This is a genomic window from Stenotrophomonas sp. YJH_SMC_133 (assembly GCF_059370655.1).
Genome location: NZ_JCAFTW010000004.1, coordinates 353,896 through 370,856, shown reverse-complemented (window position 1 = coordinate 370,856; position 16,961 = coordinate 353,896). Strand labels below are relative to the sequence as shown.

General features: G+C 68.7%; 13 protein-coding genes. 7 read left to right on the top strand and 6 right to left on the bottom strand.

What is annotated here, in order from left to right; genetic code table 11:
• Positions 1-60: 60 nt before the first annotated feature.
• Positions 61-459 (top strand): hypothetical protein, encoded by a 399-nt coding sequence (locus AC5P78_RS08230; RefSeq protein WP_099474218.1) that lies wholly within the window; start codon positions 61-63, stop codon positions 457-459.
• 462 nt (positions 460-921) lie between these two features.
• Here the strand turns inward: AC5P78_RS08230 and recD are convergent, their stop codons facing one another.
• From recD to recC, 3 genes are read right to left on the bottom strand one after another with little or no spacing between them, the layout of a single operon-like run.
• Positions 922-2,802 carry an exodeoxyribonuclease V subunit alpha gene (gene recD, locus AC5P78_RS08225; protein ID WP_005411701.1) on the bottom strand — a complete coding sequence of 627 codons (1,881 nt, stop codon included), beginning with the start codon at positions 2,800-2,802 and terminating at the stop codon, positions 922-924.
• On the bottom strand, positions 2,799-6,479 hold the full coding sequence (gene recB / locus AC5P78_RS08220; RefSeq protein ID WP_495217180.1) for an exodeoxyribonuclease V subunit beta: 3,681 nt from the start codon (positions 6,477-6,479) through the stop codon (positions 2,799-2,801). The genes recD and recB overlap by 4 nt, the downstream gene beginning before the upstream one ends.
• Positions 6,476-9,823 carry an exodeoxyribonuclease V subunit gamma gene (gene recC / locus AC5P78_RS08215; RefSeq protein WP_495217179.1) on the bottom strand — a complete coding sequence of 1,116 codons (3,348 nt, stop codon included), beginning with the start codon at positions 9,821-9,823 and terminating at the stop codon, positions 6,476-6,478. Before recC ends, recB begins: the two co-directional genes overlap by 4 nt.
• Positions 9,824-10,012: 189 nt before the next feature.
• On the opposite strand from recC, the gene AC5P78_RS08210 reads away from it, so the two are divergent.
• From AC5P78_RS08210 to AC5P78_RS08185, 6 genes are read left to right on the top strand one after another with little or no spacing between them, the layout of a single operon-like run.
• The gene (locus tag AC5P78_RS08210; protein ID WP_005411704.1) at positions 10,013-10,801 is read left to right on the top strand and encodes an ABC transporter ATP-binding protein; all 789 of its coding nucleotides are present in this window, start codon (positions 10,013-10,015) and stop codon (positions 10,799-10,801) included.
• Positions 10,801-11,550 (top strand): MlaE family lipid ABC transporter permease subunit, encoded by a 750-nt coding sequence (locus AC5P78_RS08205; protein ID WP_005411705.1) that lies wholly within the window; start codon positions 10,801-10,803, stop codon positions 11,548-11,550. Before AC5P78_RS08210 ends, AC5P78_RS08205 begins: the two co-directional genes overlap by 1 nt.
• A 59-nt stretch (positions 11,551-11,609) precedes the next feature.
• Entirely contained in the window at positions 11,610-12,134 is a 525-nt protein-coding gene (gene mlaD, locus AC5P78_RS08200; protein WP_005411706.1) for an outer membrane lipid asymmetry maintenance protein MlaD, read from the top strand.
• Entirely contained in the window at positions 12,131-12,793 is a 663-nt protein-coding gene (locus AC5P78_RS08195; RefSeq protein WP_005411707.1) for an MlaC/ttg2D family ABC transporter substrate-binding protein, read from the top strand. The genes mlaD and AC5P78_RS08195 overlap by 4 nt, the downstream gene beginning before the upstream one ends.
• A complete protein-coding gene (locus tag AC5P78_RS08190; RefSeq protein WP_005414956.1) occupies positions 12,783-13,094 on the top strand; it encodes an STAS domain-containing protein in 312 nt (103 codons plus the stop codon). The genes AC5P78_RS08195 and AC5P78_RS08190 overlap by 11 nt, the downstream gene beginning before the upstream one ends.
• 1 nt (position 13,095) lies before the next feature.
• Positions 13,096-14,112 (top strand): MlaA family lipoprotein, encoded by a 1,017-nt coding sequence (locus tag AC5P78_RS08185; RefSeq protein ID WP_012481677.1) that lies wholly within the window; start codon positions 13,096-13,098, stop codon positions 14,110-14,112.
• Between the two features lie 106 nt (positions 14,113-14,218).
• Here the strand turns inward: AC5P78_RS08185 and AC5P78_RS08180 are convergent, their stop codons facing one another.
• The 3 genes from AC5P78_RS08180 to AC5P78_RS08170 form a co-directional block, all read right to left on the bottom strand.
• Entirely contained in the window at positions 14,219-14,764 is a 546-nt protein-coding gene (locus AC5P78_RS08180) for a glutathione peroxidase (protein WP_005411710.1), read from the bottom strand.
• 137 nt (positions 14,765-14,901) lie between these two features.
• On the bottom strand, positions 14,902-15,300 hold the full coding sequence (locus tag AC5P78_RS08175; RefSeq protein WP_005411711.1) for a hypothetical protein: 399 nt from the start codon (positions 15,298-15,300) through the stop codon (positions 14,902-14,904).
• A gap of 71 nt (positions 15,301-15,371) precedes the next feature.
• Positions 15,372-16,931, bottom strand: coding sequence for a DNA recombination protein RmuC (locus AC5P78_RS08170; protein ID WP_005411712.1), 1,560 nt, complete (start codon positions 16,929-16,931; stop codon positions 15,372-15,374).
• Between the last annotated feature and the right edge of the window lie 30 nt (positions 16,932-16,961).

Genomic DNA, 16,961 nt, shown 5'->3' with positions numbered 1-16,961 from the left:
GGGTCAGAGCCCTCGCCTGCGGAGAGGGATCCGACCCTGGCGCTGCAACAGGACGGTTCAATGAGTTACGACATGATGGTGTTCGAGGCCAGCGCCGCGCCACGTGAGGCGGCGGCCTTCATCGCCTGGTTCGAGAAGCAGACGCAGTGGAACGAACGCCACGAGTACGACGACCCGGCAGTCAGCAGCTCGTCGCTGCAGGCGTGGTTCGCGGAGATGGCGCAGGACTTCCCGCCGATGAACGGCCCATTGAGCAACGACGATGACGACCGTGCTGAGGTGACCGAGTACAGCATCGGCCGCGAGGTGATCTACGGCGCGTTTGCCTATTCGGTGGCCGAGCGCGCGCACGGCCGCGTGCAGGACCTGGCCGAGAAGCACGGCGTGGGCTTCTTCGACGTGAGTGCTGATGAAGCGGCGATCGTGTTCCCGGATGGGCTGGTACTGATCGCGGAATAGGTGTGGCGGCAGGGCTGCGCCCTGCACCTGCCGAGGCAACGTCAACGTCAAAAGCGGGTATTCCTTGGGATGGCGGGGTGGGTCCGGTTGAGGGGGACGCCGTCAACCCATCCATGGGGGCTTGGTCGCCGCTTGCTCGTGTGCGCTGTCCTGCGCACACGGCAAGACCGGGGTTGGGCGTCCTGCCCAACCCGCCCGAGGCATGCCTCGGGCCCATGCGGCTCACGCCCCCGCACCCGGACCCACCCCGCCTTCGACAGTTTCCTGCGATCTGCCGGCACGGCGTTCTGCTCTGGTGGGTGTCGACCTTGGTCGACACGGTAGATCCCGGCATGCGTGGATGAACGTCGGAATGATCGAAGTACGCTGTTGTAAAGTCGAGCCATGCTCGACTGCTTCTGCCTGGCGATCAGGTGAAGGGGTCAGAGCCCGTTCCCGATGGGAACGGGATCCGACCCCGATTCAGAACAACTGGCCCTGCACCGTGGGCTGTTCGATGCGCGCCGGTGCTTCGGCCACCGCTTCCGCACCCAGCCGCCAGGCCAGGCCACCCAATCGGCTGGCGTGGCGTTTCAACGCGGCCTGCAGCACCTCTGCGCTGCCCGCCACATGCAGCACCTGGCGGGCGCGGGTCAGGCCGGTGTAGACCAGCTCGCGCGACAGCACGCGGCTGTCCTGGCGCGGCAGCTGCAACCACACTTCATCGAACTCCGAGCCCTGCGCCTTGTGCACGGTCATCGCAAAGGCGCTTTCGTGCGCGGGCAGTGCGGCCGGGTGGAAGGCGCGCGGCTGGTCGACGCTGTCGCCAGGGAACCAGGCCACCATCGCGCCGCTGCCATCGCGCAGGCAGATGCCGATATCGCCGTTGAACAGGCGGTGCCGGTAGCTGTTCTCGGTGACCAGCAGCAGGCGGCCCTGGAAGTAGCCCGGGGTGTTGCCAGCCAGCAGCTGTTCGATGCGGCTGTTGAGCCCGCGCGCACCCTGCGGGCCTTCGCGCAACGCGGTCAGCACGCGCAGGCGCCCGGCCTGCTGCAGGGCAAGCACTGGATCGGCCGCGTCGGCCAGTGCACGCCAGTGGCCCAGCAGGTGCTCGCGCTGGCCACGCAATGGATCGGCCTCTCCTTCGTGGAAATGCACGCCTGCCAGCGATCCACCGCGCAGCAGCTGCAATGCGGTGCTGCTGTCGCCTTCGCGCACGGCATGCGCCAGCGGTGCCAGGTCCAGCGCATCGCTTTGCCGGTAACCACGTTGCAGCTGCACGCGGCGGCCGGCGAAGGCGCGCGGCGTGGCCTGCGGCTGCAACGTGGCCGGTGCCAACAGACCCTGCAGTGCCTGCGCATCATCGGCGCGGGTGCCGATGCCATCACCGCTGGCGCGCAGGATCGCGCTGAGCACATCACCGGCTTCGACCGAGGGCAACTGATCGGGGTCGCCAAGCAGGATCAGGCGGGTGCCGCTGGCGATCGCGTCGACCAGCTTGGCCATCATCGGCAGATCGATCATCGAGGCTTCGTCGACCACCACCACGTCCACCGGCAACGGGTTGTCGGCGTGGTGGCGGAAGCGCGGCGAATCCGGGATCACGCCGAGCAGGCGATGCAGGGTGGTGCCGGTACTGGGCAATGCCGCGCACAGCGCCGGGTCCACGCCGTTCTCCTGCAGGCGCTGCACGGCCAGACGCAGGCTCTCGGCCATGCGCTCGGCGGCGCGTCCGGTAGGCGCGGCCAGCGCCACTTCGGGCAGCGGCTGGCCGGCGTGCCGGGCCTGCGCCGCCAGCAGCAGCAACAGGCGCGCGATGGTGGTGGTCTTGCCGGTGCCGGGGCCGCCAGTCACCAGCGCCAGCGGATGGCGCAGGGTCACGCCGGCGGCACGGGCCTGGTGATCCTCGCTGCCCGATGCCTGCGGGAACAGCTGCGCGAACAACGGTGCCAGCGCTGCCATGTCCGGTGCCGGCAGCGGATGCCGGCCGATGCGCTGCAGCCCGGCGGCCAACTGCCGTTCGTACTCGCGGTAGCGGCGCAGGTAGAGCAGGCCGTTCTCCAGCACCAGCGGCGCATCCTCGGCGATGGCGTCGGCCTGCTCGGGTATAGCCACCCAAGGCGATGCGCGCAGTTGTGCCAGCCAGTCCTGCGCGGCGGGCCACTCGGGCACCCCTTCCAGCAGGCGCTGCGGCTGCGCCGGATCGAAGCCGGCGTGGCCCTGCGCCACCGCCAGCGAGGCCAGCGCCGCCGCCAGCGCCACGCTCTCCGGCGTGTCGCCGCGCAGCCGCATCAGGCTGGTCGCCAACGCGTGGTCGAGGGTGCGCAGCAGGCCCTTCTGGTGCAGTTCCTTCAGCAGGCTCATGCGCTGGCCCCACGGGCACGTGCGGCCAGTTCGGCCTGGGCCTGTTCGCCACCGGCGAACAACGCATCCAGTGCATCCACCAGCGCCAGCGGGAAACGGTCCACATGCACACCGTTGCCGGTGCCATCGAGGCCGCGGCAGAACAGGTAGCGGATGCCGCCCATGTCACGCTCGTAGTCGTAGGCCGCACCCAGGCGGAAGCGCAGCCAGCGATGCAGGGCTACGGTATAGATCAGCGCCTGCAGGTCGTACTCGCTGTGGCGCATGGCGATGGCCAGCAGGTCCGGGCTGTAGCCGGGCAGACGATTGGATTTGTAGTCGAGCACATACCAGCGACCGTCGCGCACGTAGGTCAGGTCGATCATGCCGGTCATCAGCCCTTCCAGGCGGCGGCGTTGTCCGAAGCCGCGCCGGCCACTGGAAACGCCGTGTGCATGCAGCACCTGCAGAAGCGCCGGCACCGTGGTGGGTTCGATGGCGAAATGGAAGTCGATCTCCGCACGGCGCTCGCCTTCGCCCAGGCTGTAAAGGGCGCCGCCTTCGGGCAGCGGCACGGTGAGCGTGTGGCCGACCAGCGGCACCAGCACGGCCACGCCATCGTCCAGGTCGACGTCGGCATAGCCTTCGTCATGCAGCGCCTTGCGTAGCACCTCGGCCTGTCCCTCGGGCGCTTCCCGGCCCGGCTGCCAGTCACCCCAGGCAGCGAAGTCGACGTTCTCCATCGCCTCGTGCAGCACGTTGCCGAAGCGGCTGCCCATGAAGCGCGGGTCAATCGGCGCGCTGTCTTCGACGACGGCGGTGGGTTCGGGCAGCGCCGGTTCCAGCGGCAGTTCCGGGCCGGCCGGTTCATCGGCGGCCGGTGCCGGCAGCTCGGTGGCGGCGGCTTCAATATCACTGCCAGCGCCCGCATCGGCATGCGCCAGCTGGGTGAAGCTGTACACCCACCAGTCATGCGGCACGCGGCGGGTCAGTGCACGTACCGCCGGCAGGTCACCTTCCACTTCGGCCGCCAGCTGCGGCAGCGCGGCCGGTGCCTCGCTGTCATCAATATGCACATCGGCATGCGCGCACAGCGCCTGCAGGTCACCCAGCAGTGGCGCCAGACGCGTCCTGCCGAGCCCGGCCAGATCACCCACGGCAATCCACAGCGCATGCTCGGCGCGGGTCAGTCCCACATAGAGCAGGCGCGCATCCTCGGCCCGCTGCTCGCGCTCACGCTGCGCGTTGGCCGCTTCCCAGGCCTCGTCCTTGTCCAGCTTCCAGTGCAGCTGGCGCTGGTCGCCAAAGTGCACGGTGCAGTGCGAGGCGGTGTTCGGCGCGCCGCCGTCGATGCCGACGAAGGGCAGGAACACCAGCGGATACTCCAGGCCCTTGCTCTTGTGCAGGGTGATGATCTGCACGCGGCGCGCATCCGACTCCAGGCGCAGGAGCTGCTGCTCGTCATCCTGGTCGGCACTGGCCATCTGCCCCTGCAGCCAGTCCAGCAGGCCATGCATGCCCAGCGCCTGCGCCGAAGCCTCCTGCAGCAGTTCACCCAGCTGCAGGTAATTGGTCAGGCGGCGCTCGCCATCGATCAGCGCCAGCAGGCGTTCACCCTGTGCGGCACAGACATCGGCAATCACTGCGAACGGTCCGCCGCGTTGCCAGCGCTCGCGCCAATGCAGCAGCTGTGCCTGGAACCCGCGTTGCAGGTCACCTTCGCGTTCCATTGCCGCGATCGCGCTGGCCCGCTGGCCAAGCAGCACGGTGGCCAGCGCTGCACGCAGGCGGCCTTCGTCGGCCGGTTGCAGCAGTGCCAACAGCAGCGCACGAAGATCGCGGGCTTCAGCAGTGGCGAACAGGCTCTGCTTGCCGGCCGCCACCGCGGGAATGCCGACCGCGGCCAGCGCACGCTGTACCAGGGTGGCCTCGCGATGCGAGCGCACCAGCACCGCGATATCACCGGGCTGCACCGGTCGCCCACGCAACACGGCATTGCCCGCGCGCGCATCGACCAGGATCTGGTGAATCGCGGCGACGCAGGCCTGGGTCGCCGCATCACGTGAGGCGTCGGCACTCAACGCTTTGTCGCCGCCACTGCGCAGCACACGCAGGGTGAGTGCCTTGGCGGCCTGGCCGGCGCGCAGGTAGTCCGCATCGCTGCGCACGCCACCGGGCCGCACCGGCTCGAACCGGATGTCGCGTTCGAGGAAGGCGTCTTCGCCACCGTTGTCGTACAGCGCCTGCAACGCGCGCAACACAGACGGTCGCGAGCGGAAGTTCTGGTCCAGCACCGGCGCCTGCTGCGCCACCTGCTTGGCCTTCAGGTAGGTGTGGATGTCGCCACCGCGGAAACCGTAGATCGCCTGCTTGGGGTCGCCGATCAGGAACAGCGCCGGCGCCAGGCCGAGTTCGCGCACCTCCGGCGAATCGCCGAACACGGTGTGAAAGATGCCCCACTGGCGATCATCGGTGTCCTGGAACTCATCGACCAGCGCGATGCGGTACTGCGCACGCAGTTGCCTGACCAGCGTCAGCCGCTGCGGGCCTTCCAGGGCGAGCGCTACGCCATCAATCAGATCGTCGTAGGTCTGTACCCGGCGCGTACGCTTCAGCGCCTGCAGGCGCTGCGTGGCTTCGGCGCGAAGCGTGTGCAGGAAATCCAGCGCGGTACCACGCAGCCAGGCATCGCGTTCGGCCAGCAGCGCAACATAGCGCGCCAACGGCGCCTGCAATGGCGACGACGGCGTGCGATCAGGGAATTTCTTGTTGGTCTTGTTGGCCAGCACCTCCGGCAGCAGTGCCGGCAGGCGATCGCTGGCCAGCAGCTCGCGCGAGTCGGCGCGCTCGGCCCAGGCCAGCAGCTGCCGGCCCAGCGCGTGCAGCCAGCCCAGCTTGTACGACACGCCGTTGAGCCACTTGTTGTCGACGGCATCGCAGAGGTCGATGAAGAACTGCTCGCCATGCTCGCGCACGCTTGCGGACAGGGCTTCCGCCGCGCTCTGCAATGCCGGGCGTGGATCGGCCAGCGCCGCCGGCCGTGGCAGCGGATGCAGCGGCGGCGTGCCCAGCAGCGCGCGCAGATCGGCGGCCAGCGCGTCGGGGCTGGACCACAGCCAGGTCAGCGGCTCCAGCGTGGCCGGGTCGTTGGCATGCACGCGCCACAGATCGGCCGCGAGCTCCTCCAGCAGTTCACGGTCGCTGGCCAGCAGTTCCGGCGGATCAAAGGTGTGGCCGCTTTCCAGCGCATGCTCGCGCAGCACGCGGGTACAGAAACCATGAATGGTGAAGATGGACGCCAGGTCGATCTCGTCTGCGGCCACCTGCAGGCGGCGTTTCAGTGCGGCGGCGCTCTCGGTGCCGCCCTGCAGATGGCGTTGCAGCACGTCGCGCGTCAATCGTACCTCCGGTGCTTCACCGTCGGCCGCTTCCAGGTCGACCAGGCGCGCGGCCAGCGCCAGGCGCTCGCGGATGCGCTTGCGCAGTTCCTGGGTGGCGGCATCGGTGAAGGTCACCGCCAGGATCTGGCCGATGCGCAGGCCCTGCTCCACCACCAGGCGGGTGAACAACGTGGCCAGGGTGAAGGTCTTGCCGGTGCCGGCGCTGGCTTCGATCAGCCGGATGCCCTCCAGCGACAGCGCCAGATAGGGATCGCGGCTGAGGGATGCGAGGCCGTCTTCGGCGATGGCGATGTTCATGCGTTGCCCTCCTGGCGTGCTTCGGTGCCGAGAGCGCGGCCTTCGCGCACCGCGCTGAAGACCAGCTGGCTGTTGTGCAGCAGGTCAGCGTAGCTGGCCTCGGTAGCGAACGGGTCGGCCCCCCGCAGCAGCAGCTGCCAGGCGTCGCTGCTGGATTCACCCCAGCTGCGGTCGCTGCCGTGCCACTGCTTCCAGCCTTCGCTGCGCTGCTTTTCTGCTGGCGCGTTGTACAGCACCCAGCCGGTGTACGGGGCAAAGCGCAGCGGCTCGCGCAGGCCACGCTGGCGCAACTGCAGCAGCGCACGCAGCGCCGCACGTGCAGCGGGAACGCTCAGTGCCGGCAGTACATGCGGGCCGGGACCGGCGTCGCCACCATCATGGAACTGCACAAGCGGCAGCGCATCGCCCGCAGCGTTCGCCAGCAGCCAGTCCAGGCCGTGGCGGATCACTGCATTGCCATTGAGCGTGCCGGCACGCAGGCGCACCAGCCCTTCGGGATGCCGATCGGCCACGCGGCCATGCAGGCGCACGCCATCGATGTCCACTTCGTAGCGACGGCTTTCCAGTGGTTCGCCCTGCATCCAGCCCAGCAGCGCACTGGCATATGGGCGTGTCTTCAACTGCTCCACCTCGAACTGACGCTCGCCCAATGGACCCGACGGCAGCAGGCCACGCGCGCGCAGGCGTGGGTACAACGGCTCGGTATCGCCGCTGAGCGTGGCGCGCACTACCGCCGCCTGCACGCTGCGCTTTTCCGGCCCGCGCGAAGACAGCACCAGCGGTTCCAGGTCATCCACCTCCTCGACCTCGTCGGCCAGGCGCAGGCCCAGCGACTGTGCGAGGAACTGCCCGGCCGGGTCGCACAGGAAGCGGCGCAGGGTATCGAGCGCGACCTCGTTTTCCACCGCATCGTCGGCCGGCGGCGGCAACGGTGCATCGAACCACGGCTGCAGGCCACCGCGCTGGCCGGTGAGGCGACCGGCGGCCGGATGCCACTGGCGGCGATAGCTGAAGCGACGCGGATCGCCATCGCCGAACGCCGCCGGTGAGAACGGCTGCAGTGCGTGGCGCACGGTGAAGTCGCGGACCGCCGCAGGCGGATCGAGGTGATACGCGGCGGCGGCATCGATCAGTTCGCTGACCAGCACCGACGGCTCGCGCACGCTGCCATCGCGCGGATCGGCGCCGAGATAGCTGAGATAGAACACCTCCTGCGCCGCGGCGAACAGCTGCAGGAACAGGAAGCGGTCATCCTCGCGGGTGGAGCGGTCGCCCGGACGGCGGCGCGGCGTATCCAGCTCGGCAGTGAGTTGGTTGAGACCGGCAGCGGGGTCACGGCGCGGGAAATCGCCATCATTGAGGCCGAGCACGCAGATCACCCGGAACGGCAGCAGGCGCATCGGCACCATGCGGCCGAAACTGATGCCACCGGTCAGCAGCGGTGCGCGCGTATCGGCCTCGCCCAGCGCGCCGGCGAAGTGCGCGCGCACCACCTCCGGCGGCACGCCTTCCTCGAAGCCGGCCTTGGCGGCATCTTCGGCGAACTGGTTGAGCAGCTTGCGCAGGCGCTCCAGCGCGCGCTGGCTGTTGGGGGAACTGGGCGCGGTGGGCAGCAGTGCATCCAGCAGCGACAGCAGGCGTTGCCGCCACTGCGCCGGGGTCAGCAGCTCGCCCAGTCGGCGCTGGTAGATGGCCAGCACGCGCAGCAGGCGCAGCAGCCGGTCCAGCGCGTCCAGCGCACCGCCTTCCAGTTCGATCCACGGCGCCACGCCGGCCAGGTCGGCCTCGCTGCCGGTGGCGTGGCCGAGTACCAGGCGATCCAGCGCGAACTGCCAGGTGTAGGCGTCGTCGGCCGGTGCCTGGTGCTGGTTGCGGTGTTTCGCATCCAGGCCCCAGCGTGCACCGGCCTGTTGCAGCCAGCCATGCAGGCGGTCGAAGTCCACCGCTTCCAGCCCGGCCGCCTCGGCCAGCGGCGCGCTGGCCAGCAGGTCCAGCACTTCGTTCAAGCCAAAGCGCGAGACCGGCAGGCCCAGCAGGTGCACGAACACATCGGCCAACGGCTCGCCGGCCAGCGGACTGCTGTCGGCCAGCGCATACGGAATGTGTTCCTCCTCGCCGCCGCGACCGCCGAACACCGCTTCCAGGTACGGCACATAGGGATCGATGTCCGGCGCCAGCACCGCGATCTCGCGTGCCTGCAGCGGCGGGTCGAAGCGCGGGTCCTGCAGCAGGCTGCGCAGCTGGTCGTGCAGCACCTGCAGCTCGCGCAGGCGGGTATGGCAGGCATGCACCTGCAGGCTGGGGTCGTCGCTGCGCAGGCCGTCGCGCAGCTCGCCCGAGGGCAGCGCGCGGCGGTGGAACAGGTCACGCTGCAGGCGATGCAGCAGGCTGTCGGACAGGCCGCCTTCGTCCAGGATCGGGTGGGTGTCCTCCTCCGGATCGGAATAGGCAGCGATCTCGCCGGCCGGATGCACCACCTCGTAACTACCCAGCACCGCCATGAAGTCGCGCCCGGCCGCACCCCAGGCTTCCAGCAGGCGGTTCTCGCCGGCCGCTTCGCCGAAGGGGTCCGGTGCGCCGCTGCGCAGGCGCTCGGCCAGCGTCTGCAGGTCGCCCCAGTACGACTGCACCGGGGTAGGCATATAGAAATGCAGCTCGCCCACCCGCGCCTGGGTGGCCATCACCCGCAGCACGTCGGGCGAGATGTTGAGCGTTGCGAACGCAGACATGCGCGGTGGCAAGCCCTTCGGCAGCGGTTGGCCGGCACCTTCGAAACGGTCCAGGTATTCCTGGATGCGGCGCGCGCGGTAGTCGTGGCCCTGGGTGATGGTGCGCCACAGGATCGCCTGCGGGTCGGCAGGATCGGCACCGGCTGCCCAACGCAGCAGCCAGTCACGGCGCCACGCCTGGTACTTCTCGAATACCGAGGCCAGCTCGCCGGCCAGCGCCCAGGGTTTCAATGCGTCACCGCCGGCAAGATAGGACTGCAGCGCACGCATCGGTGGCTGCGCCAGCAATGTCGGGTCGCGCAGGGCCTGGTACAGCTTCCAGTGCAGGCCGGCCGCGTCCAGATCGTCCTGCTCGCCGCTGACGTTGGCCTTCAGCGCGCGGGCCACGAACTCGCCCGGGGTGAGGAATTCGAGGTTGGCGGCGACACCGAATTCGGCGGCCAGTGTCGCTTGCAGCCAGCGGCGCATCGCCACCTGCGGGATCAACACCACTTCCGGCGCCAGCAATGGCTGGCCTGGCACCGGCGCACGCACGTTGCGCGCCAGCAGCGCGGCCAGCACGTCCAGCGAGTTGGAATGGTAGAGGCGGAAATCGCTGCCTGGGTCACTCATCATGCACAGTGTGCAGGACGGCAGGCAGTATTCAATGGTCGGCCCATCGACGGTACGGATTGTTCCGGGCTGCCGGCCGATTGTCCCGGCCTGCGCCACGCCCTGCCGTGCAACAATACTGCACCGTCCAGTCTGCTTATGTTCAGCCGGCTGGCCCGATCCTTCGATGTCTAAAAAACGTTAATGGTGCCCATGTCGGCTTCCACCTCCAGTCTGGTGCAGTTGTCCAACGTCCGCATCGACCGGAGCGGACGCACGATCCTGCGTGACGTGTCGCTGCAGGTGCCGCAGGGCAGCATCACCGCCGTGCTCGGACCCTCCGGCAGCGGCAAGTCGACCCTGCTGGCGGCGCTGACCGGCGAACTGCGACCGGTGGCCGGCGACGTCACCCTGTTCGGCAAGCCGATCCCGCATGACAGCAGCGCGCTGCTGGAGATGCGCAAGAGCGTGGGCGTGCTGCTGCAGGGCAATGGCCTGCTGACCGATCTCACCGTGGCCGAAAACGTCGCACTGCCGCTGCGTACGCATACCCGCTTGCCGGCCGCCGTGCTGCGCCGGCTGGTGGAGATGAAGCTGCATGCGGTGGGCCTGCTGGCCGCCGCCGACGCCTGGCCGCGCGAACTGTCCGGCGGCATGGCGCGCCGCGTGGCGCTGGCCCGTGCGCTGGCGCTGGACCCACCACTGATGATCTACGACGAGCCGCTGACCGGGCTGGACCCGATCGCCTCCGGGGTGATCATGAGCCTGATACAGCGCCTCAACCACAGCCTGGGCCTGACCAGCATCATCGTCAGCCACCACGTGCACGAGACCCTGCCGATCTGCGACCAGGTGATCGCCATCGCCAATGGCGGCGTCGTGTTCCAGGGGACGCCCGAGGCACTGCAGTCCAGCCAGGATCCGCTGCTGCGGCAGTTCCTGCATGGCCAGCCGGATGGCCCGATTCCGTTCGATGCCGCGCCACGCGCGAGGGTTGCCTGATGCCGTTCGTCCAAGCCACCCGCTCGCTGGGCCGCGCCGGGCTGTTCTCGCTGACCGTGCTGCGCGGTTCCCTGCCGACCCGTGATTTCCTGTCCGAGCTGACCCGCGAGATCTACAAGATCGGCGCGCGCTCGCTGCCGATCATCGCCGTCGGTGGCGCCTTCGTCGGCCTGGTGCTGACCCTGCAGGGCTACCGCACGCTGACCACCTTCGGCGCGGCCGACGCGTTGTCGACCCTGCTTGGCCTGTCGCTGTACCGCGAACTGGCACCGGTGCTGACCGCGCTGCTGTTCATCGGCCGCGCCGGCAGTTCGATCGCCGCCGAGCTGGGCCTGATGCGCGCCACCGACCAGATCAAGGCGCTGGAGCTGATGGCGATCGACCCGGTGGCCAAGGCCGTGGCGCCACGCTTCTGGGCGGCGGTGCTGACCGTGCCGCTGCTGACCGGCATCTTCTGCTCGCTGGCGATCAGTGCCAGCTACTTCGAGGCCGTGCACGTGCTGGGCCTGGACAATGGCGTGTTCTGGTCGGCGCTGCGCAACAGCGTCGATTTCTGGGATGACTTCGGTGTGGCGATGCTGAAGTCGGCGATCTTCGGCGGCACCGCCGCGCTGGTCGCCGCCTATGTTGGTTTCCATGCCGAGCCGACCATTGAAGGCACGTCGGTGGCGACCACCCGTGCAGTGGTCAACGCTTCGCTGCTGGTGCTGATGTTCAACTTCGTTCTGTCGGCAATGTTGTTCACCTAACCCCTCCACCGGCGGTGCGCAGGCGCGCGCGGCCACCACGACTCGATCAGGTAATCCACATGGCCATCCGCGGTCCCAGACTCGAATTCTCCGTCGGCGCTTTCCTGCTGCTGGCCCTGGCCTCGCTGATGGTGCTGGCGGTGGCCTCGACCAACCAGCGCTGGAGCTGGGGCAGCCAGGGCTACGAGCTGAAGGCGCGCTTCTCCCAGGTCGGCCAGCTGCGCAAGCAGGCGCCGGTGAAGATCGGCGGCGTCACCGTCGGCCAGGTCGCCTCCATCGACCTGGACCCGGTGAAGTTCGAATCGATCGTGACCCTGCGCATGGACAGCAAGGTCAAGGACCTGCCGGCGGACACCTCGGCCGGCATCTTCACCAGTGGTTTGCTCGGCGAGAGCTATATCGGACTGCAGCCGGGCGGTGATCCGGACGTGCTGAAGGCCGGCGACGAAATTGTCTTCACCCAGCCGGCGGTTGACCTGATCCAGCTGGTCGGCAAGTACATGTTCAGTGGCGGCGCCGGTGGCGGCGCTGCTCAGAAGCCCAACGATGGCGCGCAGGCGCCTGCAACGGAACCGCAACCATGAAGATGAAACTGATCCCGGCCCTGCTCGCCTCGGCGCTGCTGGCGGCCACTCCGTTCCTCGCCCAGGCCCAGGCCGCCGCCCCCGCCGCTGCCGCGGCGCAGGGCCAGGCCGGCAAGGTGGTGATCGATGCCAGCACGCGCATCCTCACCACCCTGCAGCAGCGCAGGAGCGAATTCGGCAGCAACCCGGCCAGCCTGCGCAACTACATCGACAGCGAACTGAACCGCACCTTCGACCGCGACTATGCCGCGCGCCTGGTGCTGGGCCCGCACGCCCGTGGTGCCTCGGATGCCGACATCAAGCTGTTCGCCGATGCCATGGCCGACAGCCTCATGCAGCGCTACGGTTCGACCCTGCTCAACATCCAGGGCAAGCCGAGCTTCCGCCTGAAGGGTGAAAGCCCGCTGCCGGGCAACCGCGGCGTGCGCGTGAGCACCGAGCTGGTGCGTGCCGGCAGCGAGCCGACCCCTGTCGAGTACTGGATGCGCAACGTGAACGGCCAGTGGAAGATCTTCGACGTCAACATCGAAGGCATCTCCTACGTGCAGACGTTCCGCAACCAGTTCGACACCCCGCTGCGCCAGAAGGGCATCAAGCAGGTGGCCAGCGAGCTGCACAGCGGCAGCATGCAGGCCGGGCCCGCGGGCAATGGCAAGTAACGCACTGGCGCTGCTGGAAGGCGACACCCTGCGCCTGCGCGGGGTGCTCGACCGCGCTGCGGTGATCGCGCTATGGCCGCAGCTGCAGGCCCTGCCGGCAAAGCTGGCACGGCTGGATCTGGCTGAGGTCGAACGCGTGGACAGCGCCGGCCTGGCCCTGCTGGCCGAGCTGGCGGCACGTGCGCGCAAGGCCGGCCATCCGCTGGTGATCACCGGCGCGCCGGCTGGCTACAACGAACTGAGCGCGGCCTACCGGCTGTCGCCCAACCTGGATTTCAACGCTACTTCTGCTGCGAGCTGACATGAACGTCGTGCGCACTCTCCCCCTGATCGTCCTGGCCACCGCCCTCACCGCCTGTGCCGGCAAGCCCGCGCGCATCGATGCACCGGCAGCCAGCACCGTGGTCCCGGCCAGTTCTTCCACCTCGCCCGCCGCCGCGGCCACCGATGCCGGCATGGCTGACGCTGCTTCGGTCGCGCCGGTGGCCAATCCGCCGGCGGCTGCCGCATCGTCGCCGGCTGCGCCCACCGACAGCGGCGACGGCAGCGCGGCGAAGACCTCAGCCGCCACCGCGCCCGGTGGCGATGACGACTTCGATGCCCTCTATGGCGGTGCCGGCAACACCACCAACGCAGCGGCCTACGATCCGTGGGAACCGTTCAACCGCAAGGTGCACAAGTTCAACAACGCGGTCGACCGCGGCGTCGCGCGTCCGCTGGCCACCGCCTATACCCACGTGGTGCCGCGCTTCGCCCGCACCGGCGTCAGCAACTTCTTCAGCAACCTGCGCGCGCCGGTGACCATCACCAACCAGCTGCTGCAGGGCCGCGGTGCCGATGCATGGGACAGCCTCGGCCGCTTCCTGATGAACAGCACGCTGGGCATCGGTGGCCTGTTCGATCCGGCCAGCAAGGCGATGGTGCCGCGCCGCAATGAGGACTTCGGCCAGACCCTGGGTGCCTGGGGCTGGCGTCGTTCGCGCTACGTGGAACTGCCGTTCTTCGGCCCGCGTACCGTGCGCGACGTGTTCGGCCTGGCCGGCGACATTCCGTTGTCGCCGATCCGCCGTATCGAAGAGGACAAGGTCCGCATCGGCCTGCAGGGCCTGCAGCTGGTCGATACCCGCGCGCAGCTGCTGGCGATCGACGACCTGCGTGACACTGCCGTGGACGAGTACTCGCTGGTGCGCGATGCATGGATGCAGCGTCGCAACTACCAGATCGAGAACGATCTGCGCAGCAAGCGCGAGCGTGGCCACGACGACGCCAATTCGCCGATCCCGGTCGATGCGATGCCGATGCCGCAGTGGACGCACTGAGTCCTTTCAGCGACGCATGAAAAACCCCGCCTCGGCGGGGTTTTTCTTTGGCGCCGTGGGTGGGGTCGGAGCCCTTTCCCGTGGAAAGGGATCCGACCCCGGCCGATCAGGCAGCCAGCGCGGCTTCGATGGCTTCGCGCAGGCGCGCGTCGTCAGCCGCCACGTCCGGGGCGAAGCGGGCGATGACCTTGCCGTCGCGGCCGACCAGGAACTTCTCGAAGTTCCACAGCACCGCCGGCGCGGCGTGGATCGGAATCTCCTTGCTGGCCAGGCGCTCGCGCAGCGGGCCTTCGCCGATCGACTGCGGCTGCGCAGCGGTCAGCTGCTGGTACAGCGGGTGGGTGTCGTCACCGGCCACGCTGATCTTGGAGAACATCGGGAAACTGACATCGTAGGTGAGCTGGCAGAACTGCTGGATCTCCGCTTCGCTGCCCGGCTCCTGGCCGAGGAAGTTGTTGGCCGGGAAGCCCAGCACTTCCAGGCCCTGTGCGTGCTTTTCCGCATACAGCGCCTGCAGGCCTTCGTACTGCGGGGTCAAGCCGCACTTGGAGGCGACGTTGACCAGCAGCAGTACCTTGCCCTGGTAGTCGGCAAGCGAGGACGGCTGGCCGTCGATGGTGGTGAGGGAAATGTCCTGGATCGAAGTGCTCACGCGGGGGCTCCGGCAACAGCGGGGAATGGCCCACCAGCATAGCGCCGCGCGATGTCGGTCGTGCCGGCCGCTGGCCGGCAATCGTGCGATCGTTCGCAAGGGTTCATGAGGCTGCCGGCCAGCGGCCGGCACTACGATCAGTCCACGCAGATCATGCCCTGCGCCTTGCCCTCATCAATGCGCTGGCGGCAGCCGAAGTTCTGGCGGGCATCGCGCTGGCAGGTGCCGGTGGCGGGGCTGCCAACCGCCACTTCGCCGCCGGCAAGGCACTGGCCCGTGCAGTCGCTCTTGCGGCTGCAGGCCTTGCCGGCATCGGCGTAGGGAATCACGCACTGTTCGCGCTGCAGCCGGCCCAGCCGCTGCAGGGTGCCGCCAGCGGCCTGGCAGTCCACATCGCGCGCTTCGCGGTAGGCCTCGGCCGCTTCGGGACTGGTGGCTGCGGCGGGTGCCGCCGCCGGATTGGCAGCCGGCGGTGCGCTGCTGCAGGCGACAAGCAGCGCGGTCAGGATGAGACTGGTGCAGAGGCGCAAGCGCATGGCGTTACCTGATCCAGTAGGACAGGCCGCCAGCATACGCATCGACCATGCAGGCGGCGTGTCGACGTAGCTCAGGCTTCGTCGCCGTCGTCGCCTTCGTTGCCTTCGTCCTCGGCCGTGGCATCAGCATCGGCCAAGCCGCCCAGCAGGGATTGCGCCTGCTCTGACGCCAGCGACTCCACGCCGCGCAGGCGCCGTTCGATGGTGCGCGTCTTGCGGCTGGCTTCGCCGATGCTGCGGCCGACCGTGGTGATCTGCTTCTCGGCCTTCTCGAGAATGCCGGCGAACTTGCCGAACTCGCTCTTCACCGCACCCAGCAGGCTCCACACCTCGCTGGAACGCTGCTCGATGGCCAGCGTGCGGAAGCCCATCTGCAGGCTGTTGAGCAGCGCGGTGACCGTGGTCGGTCCAGCCACCACCACGCGGTGCTCGCGCTGCAACAGGTCGACCAGGCCCGGGCGCCGGATCACTTCGGCATACAGGCCTTCGGTGGGCAGGAACATCACCGCGAAGTCGGTGGTGTGCGGCGGCGCGATGTACTTGTCGCAGATCGACTTGGCCTGCACGCGCACCGCGCGTTCGAGCTGGATGCCCTGCAGGCGCACGCCCTCGGCGTCACCCTGTTCCTGCGCGTCGAGCAGGCGCTCGTAGTCCTCGCGCGGGAACTTGGAGTCGATCGGCAGCCACACCGGCGTGTCGTCGCTGCTGCGGCCCGGCAGGCGCACCGCGATATCGACCATCTCGCCACTGTCCGGGCGTACCTTCACTGCCCGCGCGTACTGTTCCTGGGTGAGCGTCTGTTCGAGGATGTTCTCCAGCTGTACTTCGCCCCAGCTGCCACGGTTCTTGACGTTGGTCAGCACACGCTTGAGATCGCCAACGCCGGTGGCCAGCTGCTGCATCTCGCCAAGACCGCGCTGCACCTGTTCCAGGCGCTCGGAAACCAGCTTGAAGGAGTTGCCCAGGCGTGTTTCCAGCGTCGACTGCAGCTTTTCGTCCACGGTGTGGCGCATCTGCTCCAGCTTCTGCGCATTGTCGTTCTGCAGCGCGCGCAGCTGCTCTTCCAGCGTGGCGCGCATCTCGGCGATGCGCTGTTCGTTGCGCTGGGTCAGTTCCTGCAGGCGCAGGCCAAGGCTTTCGGTCAGGCGCTGCTGCGACTGCGCACCTTCCTCACGACCCTTGCGCGCATCGTCCACCAGGGTCTGGCGCAGCGCGCCCAGCTGGGTATCGGTCCGCCCGGTGAGTTCCTGCAGCTGCTGGCCGAAGGCGTGGATGCGCGCTTCCTGCTGCTGGCCGAAGGTTTCCAGCTGGCCGCGCAGTTCCTGTAGGCGCTGCCCCATGAGTGCGGCGCCACGCTGCTGGCTCTCCGCCGCCTCGGCACGCGCCTTGCGGGCGTCCTCGCCCAGCGCCTCGCGCAGCAGGTCCAGGCGCTGGTCGGTGCGGGTGGACAGATCGGTCAGCGCGCGGGCAAAGCCATCGAGCTGTTCGCGCAGCTCGCTGCGCCCGGCGCGCGCCTCCTCACGCACCGCCTGTTCGAGGCGGTCGTGCGGCGGGCGGCGCAGCAGGGCGACAAGCTGCAGGATGAGCACGGCCAATAGAAGGCCGCCAATGAGCAGATATTCGGTTTGCATGGGGCAAGTGTAGGCTGGCGGAGTCTCAGC

Excerpts from the sequence above, each read along its gene's own strand:
- AC5P78_RS08230 (WP_099474218.1), top strand. The coding sequence starts at position 61 with ATGAGTTACGACATGATGGTGTTCGAGGCCAGCGCCGCGCCACGTGAG.
- recD (WP_005411701.1), bottom strand. The coding sequence starts at position 2,802 with ATGAGCCTGCTGAAGGAACTGCACCAGAAGGGCCTGCTGCGCACCCTC.
- recB (WP_495217180.1), bottom strand. The coding sequence starts at position 6,479 with ATGAACATCGCCATCGCCGAAGACGGCCTCGCATCCCTCAGCCGCGAT.
- recC (WP_495217179.1), bottom strand. The coding sequence starts at position 9,823 with ATGATGAGTGACCCAGGCAGCGATTTCCGCCTCTACCATTCCAACTCG.
- AC5P78_RS08210 (WP_005411704.1), top strand. The coding sequence starts at position 10,013 with ATGTCGGCTTCCACCTCCAGTCTGGTGCAGTTGTCCAACGTCCGCATC.
- AC5P78_RS08205 (WP_005411705.1), top strand. The coding sequence starts at position 10,801 with ATGCCGTTCGTCCAAGCCACCCGCTCGCTGGGCCGCGCCGGGCTGTTC.
- mlaD (WP_005411706.1), top strand. The coding sequence starts at position 11,610 with ATGGCCATCCGCGGTCCCAGACTCGAATTCTCCGTCGGCGCTTTCCTG.
- AC5P78_RS08195 (WP_005411707.1), top strand. The coding sequence starts at position 12,131 with ATGAAGATGAAACTGATCCCGGCCCTGCTCGCCTCGGCGCTGCTGGCG.
- AC5P78_RS08190 (WP_005414956.1), top strand. The coding sequence starts at position 12,783 with ATGGCAAGTAACGCACTGGCGCTGCTGGAAGGCGACACCCTGCGCCTG.
- AC5P78_RS08185 (WP_012481677.1), top strand. The coding sequence starts at position 13,096 with ATGAACGTCGTGCGCACTCTCCCCCTGATCGTCCTGGCCACCGCCCTC.
- AC5P78_RS08175 (WP_005411711.1), bottom strand. The coding sequence starts at position 15,300 with ATGCGCTTGCGCCTCTGCACCAGTCTCATCCTGACCGCGCTGCTTGTC.
- AC5P78_RS08170 (WP_005411712.1), bottom strand. The coding sequence starts at position 16,931 with ATGCAAACCGAATATCTGCTCATTGGCGGCCTTCTATTGGCCGTGCTC.